Source organism: Stenotrophomonas sp. STEN023, from assembly GCF_056760135.1.
The window spans coordinates 22630-41201 of sequence record NZ_JBRREF010000012.1; the positions used below are offsets into that span (position 1 = coordinate 22630).

The 18572-nt window shown below is 65.0% G+C and carries 16 protein-coding genes; 5 read left to right on the forward strand and 11 right to left on the reverse strand.

The annotated features are described in order from the left end of the window. The first annotated feature begins 88 nt into the window (after positions 1 to 88). Both ubiH and ACVOLV_RS05235 read left to right on the forward strand, forming a co-directional pair. Positions 89 to 1300 carry a 2-octaprenyl-6-methoxyphenyl hydroxylase gene (gene ubiH / locus ACVOLV_RS05230; protein WP_481553479.1) on the forward strand — a complete coding sequence of 404 codons (1212 nt, stop codon included), beginning with the start codon at positions 89 to 91 and terminating at the stop codon, positions 1298 to 1300. After that, on the forward strand, positions 1297 to 2475 hold the full coding sequence (locus tag ACVOLV_RS05235; RefSeq protein ID WP_481553480.1) for a UbiH/UbiF family hydroxylase: 1179 nt from the start codon (positions 1297 to 1299) through the stop codon (positions 2473 to 2475). The genes ubiH and ACVOLV_RS05235 overlap by 4 nt, the downstream gene beginning before the upstream one ends. Before the next feature lie 151 nt (positions 2476 to 2626). Here the strand turns inward: ACVOLV_RS05235 and ACVOLV_RS05240 are convergent, their stop codons facing one another. The 9 genes from ACVOLV_RS05240 to ACVOLV_RS05280 form a co-directional block, all read right to left on the reverse strand. Then, positions 2627 to 3028, reverse strand: a complete 402-nt coding sequence (locus ACVOLV_RS05240; protein ID WP_481553481.1) for an EF-hand domain-containing protein — start codon at positions 3026 to 3028, stop codon at positions 2627 to 2629. Positions 3029 to 3118: 90 nt separating this feature from the next. Continuing rightward, complete coding sequence (locus tag ACVOLV_RS05245) at positions 3119 to 3841, reverse strand: hypothetical protein (protein ID WP_282273369.1); 723 nt, start codon at positions 3839 to 3841, stop codon at positions 3119 to 3121. A gap of 62 nt (positions 3842 to 3903) precedes the next feature. Further along, on the reverse strand, positions 3904 to 4809 hold the full coding sequence (locus ACVOLV_RS05250) for an SMP-30/gluconolactonase/LRE family protein (protein WP_481553521.1): 906 nt from the start codon (positions 4807 to 4809) through the stop codon (positions 3904 to 3906). A gap of 250 nt (positions 4810 to 5059) precedes the next feature. Beyond that, on the reverse strand, positions 5060 to 6115 hold the full coding sequence (gene rlmM / locus ACVOLV_RS05255) for a 23S rRNA (cytidine(2498)-2'-O)-methyltransferase RlmM (protein ID WP_481553482.1): 1056 nt from the start codon (positions 6113 to 6115) through the stop codon (positions 5060 to 5062). 161 nt (positions 6116 to 6276) lie between these two features. Next, positions 6277 to 6837, reverse strand: coding sequence for a nucleoside deaminase (locus tag ACVOLV_RS05260; protein ID WP_481553483.1), 561 nt, complete (start codon positions 6835 to 6837; stop codon positions 6277 to 6279). A gap of 268 nt (positions 6838 to 7105) precedes the next feature. Further along, the gene (locus ACVOLV_RS05265) at positions 7106 to 9382 is read right to left on the reverse strand and encodes a TonB-dependent receptor (protein WP_481553484.1); all 2277 of its coding nucleotides are present in this window, start codon (positions 9380 to 9382) and stop codon (positions 7106 to 7108) included. Between the two features lie 237 nt (positions 9383 to 9619). Continuing rightward, the gene (gene phbB, locus ACVOLV_RS05270; protein WP_481553485.1) at positions 9620 to 10360 is read right to left on the reverse strand and encodes an acetoacetyl-CoA reductase; all 741 of its coding nucleotides are present in this window, start codon (positions 10358 to 10360) and stop codon (positions 9620 to 9622) included. 31 nt (positions 10361 to 10391) lie between these two features. Further along, positions 10392 to 11720, reverse strand: a complete 1329-nt coding sequence (locus tag ACVOLV_RS05275; protein WP_481528420.1) for a CitMHS family transporter — start codon at positions 11718 to 11720, stop codon at positions 10392 to 10394. Between the two features lie 42 nt (positions 11721 to 11762). Then, positions 11763 to 12938, reverse strand: coding sequence for an OprO/OprP family phosphate-selective porin (locus ACVOLV_RS05280; RefSeq protein WP_481553486.1), 1176 nt, complete (start codon positions 12936 to 12938; stop codon positions 11763 to 11765). A 186-nt stretch (positions 12939 to 13124) separates the two neighbouring features. On the opposite strand from ACVOLV_RS05280, the gene ACVOLV_RS05285 reads away from it, so the two are divergent. Genes ACVOLV_RS05285 through ACVOLV_RS05295 form a run of 3 tightly spaced genes read left to right on the forward strand, consistent with a single transcriptional unit; the run spans position 13125 to position 16235 of the window. Beyond that, positions 13125 to 13814 (forward strand): response regulator, encoded by a 690-nt coding sequence (locus ACVOLV_RS05285; protein ID WP_481553487.1) that lies wholly within the window; start codon positions 13125 to 13127, stop codon positions 13812 to 13814. Then, positions 13786 to 15186, forward strand: a complete 1401-nt coding sequence (locus tag ACVOLV_RS05290; RefSeq protein ID WP_481553488.1) for a sensor histidine kinase N-terminal domain-containing protein — start codon at positions 13786 to 13788, stop codon at positions 15184 to 15186. The genes ACVOLV_RS05285 and ACVOLV_RS05290 overlap by 29 nt, the downstream gene beginning before the upstream one ends. Beyond that, positions 15183 to 16235 (forward strand): ABC transporter substrate-binding protein, encoded by a 1053-nt coding sequence (locus tag ACVOLV_RS05295; protein ID WP_481553489.1) that lies wholly within the window; start codon positions 15183 to 15185, stop codon positions 16233 to 16235. Before ACVOLV_RS05290 ends, ACVOLV_RS05295 begins: the two co-directional genes overlap by 4 nt. A gap of 7 nt (positions 16236 to 16242) precedes the next feature. Here ACVOLV_RS05295 and ACVOLV_RS05300 read toward each other — a convergent pair whose 3' ends face one another. Further along, positions 16243 to 16659 (reverse strand): hypothetical protein, encoded by a 417-nt coding sequence (locus ACVOLV_RS05300; protein WP_481553490.1) that lies wholly within the window; start codon positions 16657 to 16659, stop codon positions 16243 to 16245. A 95-nt stretch (positions 16660 to 16754) separates the two neighbouring features. Beyond that, positions 16755 to 18536 (reverse strand): glutamine--tRNA ligase/YqeY domain fusion protein, encoded by a 1782-nt coding sequence (locus ACVOLV_RS05305; RefSeq protein ID WP_481553491.1) that lies wholly within the window; start codon positions 18534 to 18536, stop codon positions 16755 to 16757. Between the last annotated feature and the right edge of the window lie 36 nt (positions 18537 to 18572).

Genomic DNA, 18572 nt, shown 5'->3' on the forward strand with positions numbered 1-18572 from the left:
ATTCTAGCCGCAGTGGGGGCGAACCGGCGGTTGCACTGCGGTATGGGCCGGCGCGACCCAGCGGGTGAACCCCCGTTATCATGGCGGAATGAGCAAGAACCATGACGTAGTGATCGTCGGTGGCGGGCTGGTGGGTGCCAGCCTGGCCATCGCCCTGGACCGGCTTGGGCTGGACGTAGGCCTGGTCGAGGCAAGCCCGGGCGGTGCGCTGCCGGCGGTGTTCGACCAGCGCAACCTCAGCTTTGCCGCGGCAACGATCAATGCGCTGACCGCGCTGGGGGTGATGCAGAAACTGGTCAACCCCGGTGGGCCGATCCGCCGTATCCATGTCAGCCGTGCCGGCGATTTCGGCCGGGTGCTGATGCAGGCCAGTGATTACGGCCGTGATGCCTTTGGCCAGGTAGTGGTGGCGCGCGACTTTGGCGAGGCGCTGGAAGCCCGCCTGGGCGAGCTGCAGCAGCTGACCCGCTACCGCCCGGCGAAGTTCGTCGGTCTGGGCGCGAGCAGCGAGGGTCGCCGTGAGGTGGTGATTGCCGATGAGGCCGGCGAACAGCGCCTGCAGGCGCGGCTGGTGGTGGGTGCCGATGGCACCCGCAGCGCGGTTCGGCAGGCGCTGGGCATCGATGTCAGCGAACACGACTATCAGCAGACCTTGTTCGTGGCCCGTCTGCGTGCGGCCAAGGCGCCGGACGGCTGCGCCTACGAGCGCTTCACCGATACCGGCCCGACCGCATTGCTGCCGCGTGGCGACCGCCATTACGGTGTGGTCCACGGCGTCGCTCGCGAAGAGGCTGATGCGGTGATGGCACTGGACGACGCGGCGTGGCTGGCGCGGCTGCAGGACGCGGTGGGTTGGCGTGCCGGGCGGCTGCTGGAAAGCGGCCCGCGCAGCGCCTACCCGCTGATCCAGGTATTGGCGCAGAAGCTGGTTGGCGAGCGCGCGCTGCTGCTGGGCAATGCCGCGCAGACCATCCACCCGCTGGGTGCGCAGGGTTTCAACCTCGGTCTGCGCGATGCGCTGACCCTGGCCGAATTGATTGGTGACGCCGCGCAGGACCCGGGTAGTGAGGAGCTGCTGCAGGCTTATGTGGCGCGACGCGGACCCGACCGCGAGCAGACGCTGGCGTTTTCCGATGGGCTTGCCCGTTTGACCAGCAATGCCACGCCGCTGATCCGGCCGCTGCGCAGCCTGGGCTTTGTGGCCGCGGCGCAGGCCCCGGCGCTGCAGTCCTTCCTGGTCGGCGGGGCGATGGGCTTCCGCGGGCAAGTGCCCGAGCTATGCAGGAGTGAGGCGCGATGAGCCGGCGCGGACAGTGGGATGCAGTGATCGTCGGCGGTGGCGTGGTGGGTGCGGCCTGCGCATTGGCGCTGGCCGGGGAAGGCCTGCAGGTAGCGATGGTGGAAGGCCGTGAGCCGCCGCCGTGGTCGCCACAGAAGCCGGACCTGCGTGTCTTCGCGTTTGCTGCCGACAATGCCGCGCTGCTGGAATCACTGGGCGTGTGGAAGCAGATAGACCAAGCCCGCGCCCGTGCGTATCGGCGCATGCGGGTGTGGGATGCGGCCGGTGGTGGCGACCTGACTTTCGATGCCGACACCCTGGGCCGGCGCGAGCTGGGCTGGATCGTCGAGAACGGTTTATTGGTTGATCGCCTGTGGGCGGCGTTGCCGGCCGCCGGCGTACAGCTGTATTGCCCGGCACGCGTGGAGGCGATGGAGCAGGACGCGAAGGGCGTGCGCCTGCGTCTGGATGATGGCCGCCGCGTTGAAGCCTCGATCGCGATTGCCGCCGATGGCGCGGAATCGACCCTGCGCAGCTTGGCGGGGTTGGAAGTGAGCCGGCATGATTACGGCCAGCGCGGGGTAGTCGCCTATGTGGACAGCGCGCTGCCGAACGAAGACACCGCCTGGCAGCGTTTCCTCGATACCGGCCCGCTGGCGGTGCTGCCGTTCGAGCGCAACCGCAGTTCCATCGTATGGACCCTGCCGGATGTCGAAGCCGAGCGCGTGCTGGCATTGGATGAGGACAGCTTCAATCGCGAGCTGACCAATGCGTTTGCCGGGCGCCTGGGCGAGATGCGTTTGGTCTCGGCGCGCGCGGCGTTTCCGCTGCGCCGGCAGTTGGCCAACGCCTATGTCGCTGGGCGTGTGCTGACCTTGGGTGATGCGGCGCACGTGGTGCATCCGCTGGCCGGGCAGGGCGTGAACCTGGGCCTGCGCGATGTTGCGGGCCTGCGTGATCTGGTGCGTGAAGCGAAGCAACGTCGGCAGGACTGGAGTTCGCCGCACCGCCTGCAGCGTTGGGCACGTACGCGTCGCAGCGAGAATACGGTGGCTGCTTACAGTTTCGATGCGATCAACAAGGTGTTCTCCAACGACGAGATGCACCTGACCCTGGCGCGTGGCGCGCTATTGGGCTTGGCGGGCAAGATGCCGCCACTGATGTCGGTATTCTGGAAGCGCGCCTCAGGCCTGTAGGGAATGTAGTGCCGAGCCATGCTCGGCAGAGGCCTTACCAGCAATGCCAAGGTAGTGCCGAGCCATGCTCGGCAGGGGCCTTGCCGATAACGCCCCATGCCGAGCATGTAACGCCCCATGCCGAGCATGGCTCGGCACTACAGGTGACGCTTCAGCGCAGCCAACCCGCCAACTGCTCGCGCGACAGCTTGCCGCGGCGGGCCGTATCCAGCGCATTGAACTCATCAGCCAGGGCCGGATTGGCCTGCGCTTCCTCGCGGCTGATGAAACCATCGCCATCCACATCCATCGCGTCGAAGTCGATGCGGTAATTGCCGATCACGTTGTCCGGCTGGATCGAGCGCACCGTCACCTGGGCCTGATCGGTGGGCATCAGGATCTGCGTGGAGTGGGTGACCTTGCCAGTCGCCAGCGATTGCTCGCGCACATGCACCGGCGCATCGTTCAACGGCATGCTGACCGCGGGCTCAGGGCGCGGCACGGTCTGGGCGTTGGCAGCAACGGGCAGCAGGATGGCGAACGCCAACGGCAGGGCAATACGAAGCACAGACATGGCACGACTCATCGTTGGTGGAAACAGGGCCCGCCACGCGGGTGGCGGCAATTGTGATGGTAGTGCGCCGCAACTGAACAGGCGAGCCGCTCAGCCCGGAATGAACGGGAAGACCAGTTTCAGCAGGCCCTTCAAGCCACCTTCGGCGGTGGAGCTGATCGCCTTCGCGCCCAGGCTGTTGAGCGCCCGCCGCAGATCGACCCAGCGCAGTTGGGTGACGTCCTTCTTCAGCAGGTCGGCGACTTCTTCCGAGGCCGGGGCCAGTTTCTTCAATGCATCCAGTGTGGCCTGCGGATCGGGTTGCAGGTAATTCCAGCGCTCGGCGATGTTGAGCAAGGTGTCGAAGCGTACCGCCACCACTTCACGGTTGCGTTCGTAAACCGGGATCGCGCCGACATCGAGGATGGCCTGCTCGAAGCGCTGGGCGTCATCCGGGTGCTCGATGCGGATGGCGAGGAAGCCTTCCTTGCGGCTGCGCTCGCTGACGTGCTTGGCCCCGGAGCGCAGGTTGGCCTCGGTCAGCACCGCCGCGACGATGCGCTGCAGGGCGCTGTCGCCTTCTTCGGGTACCAAGGCGCGCCAGCGTGCATAGCCATCGCGGCGCAGGCCTTTGACCTTGGCGGGAGTGACCCGCAGCTGCAGCGCGACTGCAGCATTGGAGTCGCTGCGATTGATCGCGCCGTCGCGTTCGATCAGCACGAAGATCAGCAGTTCAAGGTCGCGCTTGGTCAGCGACTGGAAGCCCTGCATCAGGGTCAGGCGCAGAAACTCATTGCCGAAGCCGGCCGGGTCCTTCAGTTCGATGCTGTGCATTGCGGTTCCTCCCATGAGCTACAGCATGCCTGATATGGATTGCAGCAGCTGAGACTGGGCGCTCAGGGCTTGGCTGATGGTTGCAAGCCGTATTCACGGCCAGGGCGGTCGGCTTGGAAGGTCTCCACCGCGCCACGGTCCTGCAGGGTCACGAAGACCTGGCGGCCATCGCTGCCACCGAAGGCGAGATTGCTGGGCTTGCGGCCCTTGAGCGAGACCTCGCGCAGCAGCTTGCCCTCGGGCGAGACCACCGCGATGACTCCTGCATCGTAGCGGGCGATATAGAGATTGCCATCGGCATCGCAGCGCATGCCGTCCATGCCATGCTCATCGAAGCGGATCAGTAGACGCTTGTTGGCGATGCTGCCATCGGCGGCGCGGTCGTAGACCCAGACATTGCGCTGCACGCTTTCGTTGACGTACAGGCGTTGGCCGTCCGGGCTGACCTCGATGCCATTGGTGGTGCCCATGCCGGATTCGAGCAGATGCACATTGCCATCGCGGTTGATGCGCCACAGCTGACCATCATCGGCCTTGGCCCAGTTGGGGTCGCTGGCGTAGATCGTGCCGTCCGGGGCGAGGGCGATGTCGTTGGGCTGGTGCGCGTCGGGAAGATGCGCGAACACGCTGACGCTGGTTGAGCCTGGTGCCACGTGCAGGATGTTGTGACGCGGGTAGTCGGCGATATACATCGTGCCATCGCTGCCGAAGCGGATGCCGTTGCCGATGCTGCCTTCGGGCAGGGTGAGGAACAACGCTGCCTTGCCGGTTTCGTCAACGCGGCCGATGGTGCCGTCCTTGCCGAGGTTGACCACGTACAGCGCGCCATCCGGGCCGGTCGCCGGGCCTTCGATGCCAGTGGTGAAGGTGCCATCGCTGACGAGGTCGCGGGCGATGAAGTTGTCGGCGGCCAGTGCAGTGCTGCTCAGGCTGATGAGCGCGAAGGCGGCGATGCGGGCGCGGATGATCTGGCGAGCGATGGCGGCGACTTCCGTGTTGGTGGAAGCGCGAGTGTGCCAGAGGCATGGGGTGGAGCGTGGGTGTGGTTGCGCGGGCAACCATGGGGGCGGGGCATGTAGTGCCGAGCCATGCTCGGCAGGGGCTTTACCGGCAATGCCCATGCCGAGCATGGCTCGGCACTACAGGGGGCGCTCCAGCTGCAAGCGCAAGCTGCCATTACCCCAACCCCTCTCCCGCTTCGCAGGAGAGGGGCTCTGATCAAAGGCCCTTGGCTCTTGGGGTCACGAATACCGTGATTTCTTCACGGTCGTGATACAGCTGCTTGGCGCGGATGGTCAGCGGCTTGCCGGCTTTGTCGGCAAACAGATCCAGGCATAGACGCGTTTCATCCCAGCGCTTCTTCATCGGCAGCTTGAGGTTGAAGATGGCGTGCTTGCACCAACCTTCGCGCAGCCAGGTGCCCATGCGCTCGGCCACGCGGCGCGGCTGTTCGACCATGTCGCAGACCATCCAGTCCAGCGGCGTCTCCGGCTGCCAATGGAAGCCATCGGCGCGCAGGTGTTCGACCAGGCCGGTATCCAATACATGCTGGCGCAGCGGGCCATTGTCGATGCTGCTGACATGCAGGTGCTGACGGGTCAGCACCCAGGTCCAACCGCCGGGTGCAGCGCCCAGATCGGCCGCGCGCATGCCCGGCACCACCAGCGCTTCACGCTCTTCCGGCGTGAGCAGGGTCATGAACGCTTCTTCCAGCTTCAATGCCGAACGCGAGGGCGCATCCGGCAACAACTTCAAGCGCGGGATACCCAGCAGCCAAGGTGCGCTGTCGCGGGTATCGGAAACACAGACGAAGGCATGCGTGCCATCGACGAACACCACATGCAGGCGCGGCAGCTTGCCGTTGGGCTTGTCGGTGAGCAGGCCACCCTTGCGCAGCGCCGGACGCAGCGCATTGCCGAAGGCGCGGGCCAGGCCGGCCAGCGGCTTGCCAGCGTCCGAGTCGGGGTGCTCCACCCACAGATCGCCAAACCGCTGCTGGCCTTCCAGCGCGGCGATGATCGGGGTGATGCGGTCGCTGGCATCGAGCTGCGGCAGTTCGGCCAGCACGCGCAGCTTCTGGCGGGCGAAGATCAACTCGCGCCAGGGCAGGCGCTGGTCCAATGCTTCGGCCTCATCGGTGACGAACACCACGTAGCCATCGTTGCGCTGGGTGCGGGCATAACCGGCAATGCCGGCATGACCTGCACGGTCGTTCAATTCGCCGGCCAGTTCCGGTTCAAAGCCTTGGCGGCAGTAGCAGAGCAGGCCGGTCATGGAAATCCTTGGTGTGGAGCGGATGGGCTTCTCCTTCTCCCGCCGGGAGAAGGTGCCCGTAGGGGCGGATGAGGGTAGGTGACGCTTCGGTAGCAGACTGCATGAGAACTGCCGGGCCCTCACCCCAACCCCTCTCCCGCAGGCGGGAGAGGGGCTTCAGGTCAGTAGCGTGCGCCGTCGTTCTTGCCGTAGCTGTGCAGTACGGCGCGAGCGTCGTCGCGGTTGATGCCTTGCACGACTTCGATGCCGCGCTTGTTCAGCTCACCGGCCCAATCGGCCGGCAGCGGACCTTCGTCGAACGGGGTGAGTTCTTCCACGTCGGCAGCGCAGGCGCCGATCAGCAGGCGGTCGATGCCGGCCCATACGGTGGCGCCATAGCACTGGCAGCAGGGCTGCGAGGAGGTGGCCAGGGTGATCGGCGACAGTAGCGCGTTCAGGCGCGGGGTGTTGAGCTTCTGCTGGGCCAGCATGTACGCCATGTTTTCGGCATGTGCCAGCGAGGTGGCGTGCGGCACCACCCGGTTCACGGCGGCGGCGATCACCTTGTGGTCGGGGCCGAATACCACCGCGCCAAACGGGCCACCACTGGCGTGTTCAACGTTCAGCCGCGACAGCTCGATGGCCAACGCCACCTTGTCCGCATCGCTGGCATAGGCGCGGTCGCAGTCGACGGCGTCGTGGATCCAGACGGGGAGGGTGAGGTGAACCTGGGCGTGCAGCATGATGATGACCGGCGTTATGGCAAAAAACGGCGGTCAGTTTAGCGGACTGGCGCGCTGGGGCGGGCTTGCTGGTGGGGCTTGTTCAGGTGTGGGAATCAGCCTCGCGCGCGGAACTGGGGCGGAGCCGCACTAAGCCCCCTCCCTTCCGCGCCGCGAAGGGGAGGGTTGGGGAGGGGTTGGCTTTTGCTTTGGGGTTTGCGGATGGCGCGAAAAGCACCCCTCCCCAACCCTCCCCTTGGCATTCGGCCAAAGGGAGGGGGCCAAGCGCTTAGAACTCCGCACCCACCGTCATGAAGATCTGCCGCGGGGCGCTGGCATGGATGGCGTAGCGGGTGCCGGTGGGGTCGGTCGGGGCGAACGAGCTGAGCTGGCCGGCGTAGCGCTTGTTGCTCAGGTTGGTCACGTTCAAGGACACCTTGACGTTCTGCAGGCCCAGGCCCGGGCCGAAGCTGTAGCCGCCGCCGGCATCGAAGGTGGTCACGCCCGCCACCGACTGGTCGTTGGTATAGGTGTAGTAGCGCTTGCCGGTGTACTTGCCGCGCAGGCTGGCGAACCAACCATCACGGTTCCAGCTCAGTTCGCTGGATGCCATGCGCTGCGGCGTATCGACGGTGATCTTGCCGGCCACCGGCACGATCGCACCGCCGGAGACGTAATCGTCCTCATAGGTGGTCTTGTTCCAGGACAGCGCGTTGTACCACTGCAGGCCTTGCGTCGGCTTGAGGATGAAGGTCAGCTCCGCGCCCTGGCTCTTCACCGAGCCGACGTTGATGAAGCGGGTGATGCACTCCGGACGCGTGCCGACTTCGATGCTGGTGCAGGGGTTGAGCGAGAGCAGGCGGTTGTCGAACATCACGTGATATGCCGCCAGCGATGCCTGGTACTTGGCACCGAAGCTGCGGAAGCCGGCTTCGAATGTCTTGGATTTCTCCGGTTCCAATCCTGCGCTGGCGGCAAAGGATTCTGGCGAGACCTGCAGCGGGCCGCCGCTGCCGCCACCGACGAAGGCGGCGATGTTCTCTGCATACGAGGCAAACAGCTCGTTGTTGGCATTGAGCTTGAAGCCGACGCCCAGCTGCGGCAGCAACGACTCCTTTGCGGTCAGCGTGCCCGAGGCGAGCTTCTGTTCGGTGCCTGGCTTCGCCGTTGCACGCATGCGGGTGTTCGGGCTCTTGATGCCGACATCCACGGTCAGGCGCTGATCGAGGAAGCGCATGCGGTCCTGCACGTAGAACTGGCGGGTGCGGATGTCGAAGTCCTGGTCGAACAGGCGACGGTCCGGATTTTTGAGGTAGGTGTCGTCGAGGAACGGGCCGTCGATGTAATAGAAGTTGCGCTCGACGTTGTGATCGTTCTGCTCGAACCACAGGCCGGCTTCCAACTCATGGATGCCGACATTCCAGGACAGCGCTGCGGTCAGACCCTGCCGATCGATGGTGTAGTTGGTGCTGCGGATGGAGATCGGCAGCATGCGGTCGGTGCCCGGGTACGAGGGCTGGCCCGGCGCCCACCAATGGCCTTGGCCACGATTGTCATGGTGGTAGGCAAGCAGCTTGAGGTTGAGCTCGTCACCGAGACGAAGGCTGGCATCGAGCGAGTACAGGTTGTCGTCGCGCAGGGCGCGGCTCTGGTAGTAGGCATCGTCGATGCTGTTGACGCCGCCGCTGAAGGCGCAGCGCGTGGCGTCGAAGGTTGCCGGTGCGCAGTAGGCGGCGGCTACGGCACGGTCCCAATCCGGTGCGTAGATGTTCCAGTCATAGCCCAGTCCGCGCTGCAGCATGCTCTTGGACAGATAGGCGTAGTTGGCCTGGCTTGCCCGCGAGGTGGCGACAAAGGCGCCGAAGCGGTGATCGCCAACATTCCACACCGCCTTGGCATTGAACTGGCGGGTAGTCTGGTTCTGGTGTGGCGCAGCCCACATGTCCGCGTCCTGGTGCACGCCGGAAACATAGGCAGAGAAGCCATTCAGATCACCGGTATCCACGCGCAGGTAGCCGCGGCGTTGGTTGTCATCGCCGACGGTGACGCTGGCGCGGCCTCCGAACACGGTTGATGGATCTTGCGAGAAGTATTGGATCGCACCACCCAGGTTGCTGGTCGAGGCCACGCCAAGCGAGCCTATTCCCTGCGACAACTCGGCGCCGCCCAGGTTCTCGGCGATGATGGCGCGGGCGATGCTCAGGCCGTTGTAGTTGCCATAGCTGTTGTCGCCGAGTGGGATGCCATCGAGCGTATAGCCCAGGCGGGTCTTGTCGAAGCCGCGCAGGCTGATGGTCTGCGATTCTTCGTTGGCACCGAAGGCATCATTGGACTGCACGGATACACCGGGCAGACGATCAAGAATCTTCTGGCCGCTGCTGCCTGGCGGCAACACCTGCTTGTCGACCTCGCCGATACGTTGCACCTGGCGGGTCTGGCCTTGGCCGATCACCGAGATGGTATCCAGTGTCTGCGCGGAGGCGCTGTCGGCTACATCCGCTTCGGCGTAGGCATGGCTGGTACACAGGGCAAGCGTGATGGCGAGGCTGAGGCGCTTTGAAATCATGATCTACCGGTTCCGTGGGAGGGCCGGCGCACGCCGGTAACGGAAGGGTGTCGATACTTTGTTAAAGCTCGTTTACGGTGTCATCCAATTGCGTTGTTTTGCACAGTATTGGTGACGGGCTTCCCGCTTGAGGGAGGCGGAGCCAGGTGTTCTTTGCGATTCTGGTTACGGCTGGCGCAAAAAAAAAAACGCCGCGACAATGCGCGGCGTTCGGTGTTGCATCCTTGGATCGCAACTTCAACCCATGTACAGGCCACCATTGACCGGATAGTCGGCGCCGGTGACATAGGCCGCATCATCGCTGGCCAGCCACGCGCACAGCGCAGCCACTTCCTCGGGCTTGCCTAGGCGGCGGATCGGCACCGAGGCCGCAAGCCGATCGAGCACATCCGGTGGGAAGCTGCTGATCGCCTGGCTGGCGATATAACCCGGCGAAATGGTGTTGACGGTGACGCCGCGCGCTGCGACTTCGGCGGCCAGCGCACGACTGAAGCCATGCATCGCGGCCTTGGCGGTCGCGTAGTTGACCTGGCCGATCTGGCCCTTCTGCGCGCTGACCGAGCCGATGTTGATGATGCGGCCCCAGTTCTGGTTGGTCATGCCATCGACCACCTGCTTGCTCAGGTTGAACAAGGTGTTGAGGTTGGAGGCGATCACCACGTTCCAGTCCTCGCTGCTCATCTGCCGGAACAACATGTCGCGGCTGCCGCCGGAGTTGTTGACCAGCACATCCACTTCGCCCACTTCCGCACGCACCTTGGCGAACGCGGCTGCGGTGGAGTCCCAGTCGGCGGCATTGCCTTCGGAGGTGATGAAGTCGAAGCCGAGTTCGCGCTGCTCGCGGATCCAGTTGGCCTTGCGCGGCGAATCCGGCGCGCAACCTGCGACCACGGTGTGGCCGGCGCGGGCCAGGGTCTGGCAGATGGCAGTGCCTACACTGCCCATGCCACTGGTGACGTAAGCGATACGTAGCGTCATGGTTGTCTCCAATGCGTCAGGTAGGTGCCGCTCAGGCGGCCAGCGGATACAGGGCGAACAGCAGGCTGCCGGCCATCAGAATCAGTGAAATCAGTACGGCCCACTTCAGGGTGAATTTCTGGTGGTCGGCGAAATCGACCTTGGCCAGACCCACCAGCAGGTAGGTCGATGGCACCAGCGGGCTCAACAGATGCACCGGCTGACCGGCCAGCGAAGCGCGTGCCATTTCCACCGGGGTGATGCCGTAGTGGCCGGCCGCTTCGGACAGGATCGGCAGCACGCCGAAGTAGAACGCGTCGTTGGACATGAAAAAAGTGAAGGGCATCGATGCCACGGCGGTGATCACCGCCAGGTAAGGACCCCAGGCTTCCGGAATCACCGACAGGAAGCCGCGCGACATCGCCTCGACCATGCCAGTGTTGGACAGGATGCCGGTGAAGATGCCCGCAGCGAAGATCAGCGACACCACCGACAACACATTGCCTGCATGGTTGACCACGCGACGGCGCTGCTCGGCCAGGTTCGGGTAGTTGATTACCAGTGCGATCGCGAAGCCGACCATGAACAGGATCGGCATCGGCAGCAGGCCGATAACCAGTGCCGCCATCAGCGCCAGGGTGAGGGCGAAGTTGACCCACAGCAGCTTCGGCCGCTTGGTGTCTTCGGCGTCTTCCACGGTCGGCAGCGCATCGCTGTCGTCGGAGACGCTGGCGTCCATCCACGAGCCACCCTGCGGCAGGGCGACCACGCCCAGACGGCGGCGCTCCTTCATGCCCAGATACCAGGCCAGTGCAAGGATGCCGGCACAGGCCAACACCATCGCCGGAATCAACGGCACGAATACATCGGCGGGATCCACATGCAGGGCAGTGGCCGCACGCGCGGTCGGGCCGCCCCACGGGGTGAGGTTCATCACGCCACCGGCAAGGATGGTCACGCAGGTCATGCTCAGCGCGTTCATGCCCAGGCGGCGGTACAGCGGCAGCATCGCCGACACGGTGATCATGTAGGTGGTGGAGCCATCGCCATCGAGCGAGATCAGCATCGCCAGCACGGCGGTGCCCATCACGATCTTCAACGGATCGCCCTTGACGATGCGCAGGATGATGCGCACCAGCGGGTCGAACAGGCCAGCGTCGATCATCACCCCGAAGTAGAGGATGGCGAACATCAGCATCACGCCGGTCGGCGCGATCTTCTTGATGCCGTCGAGCATCATGTCATCGAGGCCGGCACCGAAGCCGCCGATCAGGGCGAACACGATGGGTACGGTAATCAGGGCGACCAGCGGCGACAGTCGTTTGCTCATGATGAGGTACATGAACGTCAGAACCATGCCGAAGCCGAGGATGGTCAGCATCATCTGCAGACTCCTAGTAGAGACAGGACGGGGAAGAGGTGTTTAGAAATCGAACTGCAGGCGGCCGGTGACCGCGCGGGTGTGGTCCACGGTGGTATCGGTCAGGCGGTTGCGGTTGCGGCTGTCGATCAGGTTGAGCATGAAGCGCAGGTTGTCGCGCAGGTACCAGTTGCCGGCCAGGGTCCAGGCTTCGGTGCTGCCGTTGCGCAGGTCGGGCTGGCCATCAAGGTGTTGGTTGCCGCGCATCTGGTCGTAGCGCAGCGCGAGCTCAAACGCGCCGGGCTTGTGGCGGATGTCCTTGATGCGGGCGAAGCGGCCGGTCTTGCGGTCGTAGCTGCGCGATTCGCCGGTGACGAACCAGCTGAGCATGCCGTAGGCCGCCATCACCTCGCCGCGTTGGGCGCCGTCGTCGAAGGTGGCGCCGCTGAATTCGCCCTGCCATGACAGCGGGCCGCGCACCTGCGCGTATTCCAGCGACCACTTGTTGACGTCGGTATCGCGGCCGGCCGAGAAGTCGACCAGGGTCAGGCGGCTTTCATCGGACAGATGGCCGGCCGGGCGTGGGCGGATGCGCAAGGCAGGAACGCCATTCACGCCGGGGTTGTCATAGGCCTCGCGGGCCAACGACAAGCCCAGGTGCAGCACATCGCCAGCGGCCGGGCTCGGTGCCCAGGTGACACGGCCACCCGCAGCGCGGCCTTTCACCTGCCAGGCGTCGATGCTTTCCAGGCTGTAGACGCTGGCTGCCCAGGTCATGTCGCCGGGATTGGCCTGCCACGACGCACCGAGGCGGTACAGCGGGGCCAGGCTGGTGCCGGCGTTGCCGCGCTCCAGGAAGCTGCCGTAGTTGGAACCGGTACGGTCGTCCAGCGAGTAGTACTGCTTGAACTGGCCCACGGTCAGCTTGCCGGCGTCGCCGAAGCTGCGGCTGACATAGACGTCCTTGGCCTCGGGGCGGTCGCCGGAGAAATCGGCTTCCAGCTTGTAGTCGACCACGAAGAACTTGCCTGACACATCCAGCCAGGCGCGACGGATCTCGGTGTCGTCCTTGTTCGGGGTGCCACGGTGGTCATTGTCGAAGCTGGCGAAATCCAGATGCAGGCGGCCGCCGATGGTGGCAGTGACCGGACCTTCGTCTTCTGCGGCCAGCGCTGGAGCGCACAGGCTCAGCAGGACAGCGGCAGCGAGGCTGCGCTTTTGGAAAACACTCAGTTCCACAAACCCTCCCAGGTACGCGCCAGGCGCGCGGCAAACATGGGCACCTGCTGGTGCGTGGCCGCAGTCTGGCCGGGACTAGCTGTCATCCGCCTGTCAGGAGTTTGTGCGGCGCAGCAATGTGCGCCGACACTGCGTGTTTGCGGCTTCCGCGTTAGCATTCGCGCCTTCCCGATACTTTCCACCGCGATGCGCCTGCTGCTGGTTGAAGACAATGCGGACCTGGCCGACGCCATCATTCGTCGCATGCGCCGCAACGGCCATGCGGTGGACTGGCAGGCCGACGGCATGGGCGCGGCCAGCGTTTTGCGCTACCAGAGCTTCGATCTGGTGGTGCTGGACATTGGCCTGCCCAAGCTCGATGGCCTGCGCGTGCTGGCGGGCATGCGCGAGCGCGGCGACAGCACCCCGGTGCTGATGCTGACCGCGCGTGACGGCATCGAAGACCGCGTGCAGGCGCTGGATGTGGGCGCGGACGACTACCTCGGCAAGCCTTTCGATTTCCGCGAGTTCGAGGCGCGCTGTCGAGTATTGCTGCGACGTGGCCGTGGCCAGGCCAGCGAAGTGGTGCAGATCGGCAGCTTCCAGTTCGACAATGCCGCGCACCGGGTCAGTCTGGATGGCGAGGTGATCGAACTGCCGAACCGCGAGTTCCGCCTGCTGGAGATCCTGGTCGGTCGACTCGGACAGGTCGTCGGCAAGGATGAGATCGGCAAGGGATTGTTCGGTTTCGACGACGAAGCCGGGCCCAATGCCATCGAGCTGTATATCGGGCGGCTGCGCAAGAAACTGGCGGCCGCACCAGTGCGCATCAGCACCGTGCGCGGCGTGGGCTATATGTTGGAAGCCAATGACGGCGCTACTGATGGCGACGGCTGAGGTCCGCACGTCAGGTTCATTGCGGCGCACCTTGATGCTGTATCTGGGTGCCTTGCTGGCGGTGTTCGCGGTGGCCTTGCTGTTTGCCGCGCGCGACTACGGGCAGCGTGCGGCGAATCGCTCCTACGACCATCTGCTGGTGTCTTCGGCGCTGTCCATCGCCGATTCGGTGGCATTGGTGGATGGGCAATGGCAGGTGGACCTGCCATATGCAGCCCTGGACCTGCTTTCGATGGCGGAAGAAGACCGCGTGTTCTATCGCGTGGCCGATAGTCGTGGTCGCACCATCACCGGCTACGAGGATCTTCCCCAGGCGCCGCGCCGGAGTGGCAACCAGCCGCAGCTGTTCGATGCCGGGTACAGCGGTGAGACGGTGCGCTTCGTGGTGGTCAAGCGCAGCTTCGCCGCCGCCTCTGCGCAGGGTGAAGTACAGGTGCAGGTGGGGCAGACCCGTCGCGCCCGCGCCGAGCTGGCGCAGGAAATGGTCAACCGCGCGCTGATCGCCATCGGCGTGTTGTCGGCCTTGTTGCTGGCGTTGGTGGCCTTCGGCGTGCACCGCGCGTTCCGCCCGTTGGTGCGTCTGGAGCGCGAGCTGTCGCGGCGCGAACCCTCCGACCTGAAACCGCTGGACTCGCATGTGCCGCGCGAGATGAACCAGATGGTCGCTGCCTTGAACCGTTTCATGGAACGCCTGTCCAGCAGCAACGAAACCCTGCGTGCATTCATGGCCGAAGCCGCGCACCAGATGCGCACGCCATTGGCGGCATTGCGCGCACAGGCGCAGCTCGCCCTGGACGAAGAAGAGCCCGAGGACATGCAGCGCAGCCTGCGTGCGATCGAGCGCAATGCCACCCATATGAGCCGCCTGCTCAACCAGCTGCTCAGCGATGCCAGCGTCATCCACCGCTCCAACCTGCAGCGCTTCGCACCGCTGGATCTGGCTGAAACCGTGCATCAGGCCTTGCATGAAGCCTTGCCGCAGGCAGGGCCGGCACCACGCGTGCAGCTGGCGATCACTACCGGCGCGGTGCAGGTCAACGGTGACGCGCTGCTGCTGCGTGAGGCGATCAAGAACCTGATCGACAACGCGATGAAGTACGGTGGCGACGGCCCGCTGCAGATTGCGCTGACCGTGCAGGACAGGCTGGCGGTATTGACCATCGCCGACCACGGCCCCGGCATCAGCGCCGCCGATGCCGAGCGTGTATTCGAGCGCTTCGGGCGCGGTGAGAATGCGCCTGCCGGTGGTGCCGGCCTCGGGCTGGCCATCGTCAAGCGCGTGGTTGAAAGCCATGGTGGCAACATCGACCTGAGCAATCGGCCCGAAGGCGGCCTGGTCGCCACCATCCATCTGCCGAGGCATGCTGCATGAGCCGCTTGTTGATCCTGTTGTTGGGCGTGCTGCTGGCACCTTCACTGATGGCTGCGCCGGGCGATGTACAACGTTTCCCGGCGCAGGGTGTTGTGACCGAGCAGCTGCGCATCCACGGCACGACGGATATCGAAGTGTTCGCGGTGGTGATCGCCGATTACCAGCGCCTGCATCCGGGCACGGAAGTCGTTTACGAAGACATCATTACCCAGGACCTGTACGCGCGTTTCCTACGCGATCGCAACACCGCGAGCACGCCTGATCTGCTGATTTCCAGCGGCATGGATCTGCAGACCAAGCTGGTCAACGATGGCCACGCATTGCCGCATCGTTCGCCGCAGACCGAAGCCGTGCCTTCGTGGGCGAAGTGGCGCAATGAAGCCTTCGGCATCAGCTACGAGCCGGTGGCGATGGTCTACAACACGCGTGCATTGCCCGCGGCAAAAGTACCGCACACGCGCCGCCAGCTGCTGGACCTGCTGCGTGCCGAAGGCGCACCGCTGCGCGGCAGGGTCGGCACCTACGATATCGAGCGCAGCAGTGTCGGCTATCTGCTGGCGACCCAGGACGCTCAGCGCGGCAGCATCGCCGGCGCCTTGCTGGGCGCATTGGGTGACAACGGCGTGGTGCGCGAGGAGCGTACCGGCGTGCTGTTGGACCAGGTCAGCAGCGGCAAGCTGTCGCTGGTCTACAACGTGCTGGGCTCGTATGCGCAGGCGCGCATCGATGCCGGTGCGCCCTTGGGCATCGTCGAGCCGGAGGACTACACCTTGGTAGTGCTGCGCACGGCGGTGATTCCGCGCAACAGCCCGCACCCGGCCGAGGCCAAGCGCTTCCTCGACTACCTGTTGTCGGCGCGCGGCCAGCAGGTGCTGTCACGCGAGGCGCGGCTGATGCCGATCATCCGCAACGGTGGTGGTGACAGCGATCCAGGCCAGAACCGGCGGCCGATCCAGTTTGGGCCGGGGCTGCTGGTTTACCTGGATGCGCTAAAGCGCCGCCAGTTCCTCGATGCCTGGCGCAGCAGCGTGGAGCCCAAGCCGCGCTGAGCGCGACTCAGCGTGCCGGTGCAGGATTCTCGGTCATGGGCTGGCGCAGCGGATTGCTGCTGTCGGTCGAGGCGCACTGGCCTTTAACGCAACTACAGCCCTGGATCTCGGTGAAACCACAGACACTCATCATGCCCTTGGCCTGGCAGCTGGCCTGCACGCCGGCCGGATCGGTGGGGCTGTTGACGTTGACGCAGGCCGGGTAATAGCCACAGCAGTTGCCGACGTTCTTCACCGTGCAATCGGCATCGACCTTGCAGCTGCTGTCGACCACGACAGGCGTGGCAGCAGGTTTGGCAGGTGTTGATGGTTCGCTCGTAGCGACTGGCGCGGGCGCTTGCGAGGTGACCGGCGCAGTGGCGGCCGGTGAGCTGCAGGCGGTGATCGCAAGCAGCAGGCAGAGCAGTAGTGACAGACGGAACATGGGCGAATCCTGTTCTGGGCACGCGGCCATGGTAGCCGCGTCCCATGTGAGCAGGGGGTTACCGGGCTGTCAGCCGGCAACCCCGCCCATCCCGATCAGGCCGACCAGGTATCGCGCAGGGTCACGCTGCGGTTGAACACCGGCTTGGCCGGGGTGTGGTCGCGGCGATCAGCGACGAAGTAGCCGGTGCGCTCGAACTGGTAGCTCTGTTCCGCTGCGGCCAGGGCTGCGGCCGGTTCGACGTAGCCGGTGACGACCTTGCGCGATTCCGGGTTCAGGTAATCGCGGTAGGTCTTGCCTTCGGATTCGTCGTCCGGGTTGGCCACCGAGAACAGGCGGTCGTACAGGCGCACTTCGGCTTCCACCGCGTGCTGGGCGCTGACCCAATGGATGGTGCCCTTGATCTTGCGGTTGGCGCCTTCCATGCCCGGACGCGATTCCGGGTCCAGCCAGCCACGCAGCTCGACGATCTCGCCGGCATCATTCTTGATCACTTCATCGACGCGGGCGATGCCAGCACCACGCAGGCGCACTTCGCCGCCCGGCACCAGACGCTTCCAGCCCTTCGGCGGCACTTCGGCGAAGTCTTCGCGCTCGATCCACAGCTCGCGCGAGAACGGCACGTCGCGGCTGCCGAAGCTTTCGTCCTTCGGGTGGTTGCTGAAGCTCAGCGATTCCTCGTGGCCTTCCGGCAGATTGGTCAGCACCAGCTTGAGTGGATCGATCACCGCCATGCGGCGTGCCGCGGCGCTGTCCAGGTCTTCGCGCAGGGCACCTTCAAGCACGCTGAAATCGATCAACGAGTTCTGCTTCGAAATACCCACGCGCTCAGCGAACAGGCGCATCGCCGCCGGGGTGTAGCCGCGACGACGCAGGCCCTGCAGGGTCGGCATGCGCGGGTCTTCCCAGCCATCGACCAGGTTCTCGGTGACCAGCGCCATCAGCTTGCGCTTGCTCATCACCGTGTAGTTGATGTTCAGGCGCGAGAACTCGATCTGGCGCGGCTTGGCGGCTTCACGCGGCAGGCCCTTGTCGACCAGCGGCTGGGTCAGCGCGTTGTCGTGGGCGTAGTCGACGTTGTCCACGCACCAGTCGTACAGCGGACGGTGGTCTTCGAATTCCAGCGTGCACAGCGAGTGGGTGATGCCTTCCAGCGAATCGCCAAGTGCATGCGCGAAGTCATACATCGGGTAGATCGGCCAGGCATTGCCGGTGTTCTGGTGCTCGACGTGCTTGATGCGGTAGATCGCCGGATCGCGCAGGTTGATGTTGCCGCTGGCCATGTCGATCTTGGCGCGCACGGTGCGGGCGCCATCGGCGAACTCACCGGCACGCATGCGCGCGAACAGGTCCAGGTTCTCCTCGACGCTGCGCTCGCGGTACGGCGAGGGGCGGCCCGGCTCGGTCAGCGAGCCGCGGTAGGCACGCACTTCCTCGGCCGACAGGTCGCAGACATAGGCCTTGCCGTCGCGGATCAGCTTCTGTGCGGCCAGGTAATAGGCCTCGAAGTAGTCCGAGGCGTGGCGCAGCTCGTTCCACTCGAAGCCCAGCCAGCGCACGTCGTCCTGGATGGCCTGCACGTATTCCGGGTCTTCCTTGGCCGGGTTGGTGTCATCGAAGCGCAGGTTGCAGACGCCGCCGAACTCGCCGGCGATGCCGAAGTTCAGGCAGATCGACTTGGCATGGCCGATGTGCAGGTAGCCATTGGGCTCGGGCGGGAAGCGGGTCTTGATGGCCGTGTGCTTGCCGCTGGACAGGTCCTCACGGACGATCTGACGGATAAAGTCCCTTTTCTCTGATGCCAAGGCATCAGCGGCGCGCTTTTCGGCGGGAGCGTTTTCCGGCGTGGCAGCGACAGCAGGCGTGTTCTCGGACATGGGGGGACGCAGTGTATTGAAGTAAACCGCAAGTTT

Excerpts from the sequence above, each read along its gene's own strand:
- ACVOLV_RS05290 (WP_481553488.1), top strand. The coding sequence starts at position 13,786 with ATGACGGCGCTACTGATGGCGACGGCTGAGGTCCGCACGTCAGGTTCA.
- ACVOLV_RS05305 (WP_481553491.1), bottom strand. The coding sequence starts at position 18,536 with ATGTCCGAGAACACGCCTGCTGTCGCTGCCACGCCGGAAAACGCTCCC.
- ACVOLV_RS05300 (WP_481553490.1), bottom strand. The coding sequence starts at position 16,659 with ATGTTCCGTCTGTCACTACTGCTCTGCCTGCTGCTTGCGATCACCGCC.
- ACVOLV_RS05275 (WP_481528420.1), bottom strand. The coding sequence starts at position 11,720 with ATGCTGACCATCCTCGGCTTCGGCATGGTTCTGACGTTCATGTACCTC.
- ACVOLV_RS05285 (WP_481553487.1), top strand. The coding sequence starts at position 13,125 with ATGCGCCTGCTGCTGGTTGAAGACAATGCGGACCTGGCCGACGCCATC.
- ACVOLV_RS05235 (WP_481553480.1), top strand. The coding sequence starts at position 1,297 with ATGAGCCGGCGCGGACAGTGGGATGCAGTGATCGTCGGCGGTGGCGTG.
- ACVOLV_RS05265 (WP_481553484.1), bottom strand. The coding sequence starts at position 9,382 with ATGATTTCAAAGCGCCTCAGCCTCGCCATCACGCTTGCCCTGTGTACC.
- ubiH (WP_481553479.1), top strand. The coding sequence starts at position 89 with ATGAGCAAGAACCATGACGTAGTGATCGTCGGTGGCGGGCTGGTGGGT.
- ACVOLV_RS05245 (WP_282273369.1), bottom strand. The coding sequence starts at position 3,841 with ATGCACAGCATCGAACTGAAGGACCCGGCCGGCTTCGGCAATGAGTTT.
- phbB (WP_481553485.1), bottom strand. The coding sequence starts at position 10,360 with ATGACGCTACGTATCGCTTACGTCACCAGTGGCATGGGCAGTGTAGGC.
- ACVOLV_RS05240 (WP_481553481.1), bottom strand. The coding sequence starts at position 3,028 with ATGTCTGTGCTTCGTATTGCCCTGCCGTTGGCGTTCGCCATCCTGCTG.
- ACVOLV_RS05260 (WP_481553483.1), bottom strand. The coding sequence starts at position 6,837 with ATGCTGCACGCCCAGGTTCACCTCACCCTCCCCGTCTGGATCCACGAC.
- ACVOLV_RS05295 (WP_481553489.1), top strand. The coding sequence starts at position 15,183 with ATGAGCCGCTTGTTGATCCTGTTGTTGGGCGTGCTGCTGGCACCTTCA.
- rlmM (WP_481553482.1), bottom strand. The coding sequence starts at position 6,115 with ATGACCGGCCTGCTCTGCTACTGCCGCCAAGGCTTTGAACCGGAACTG.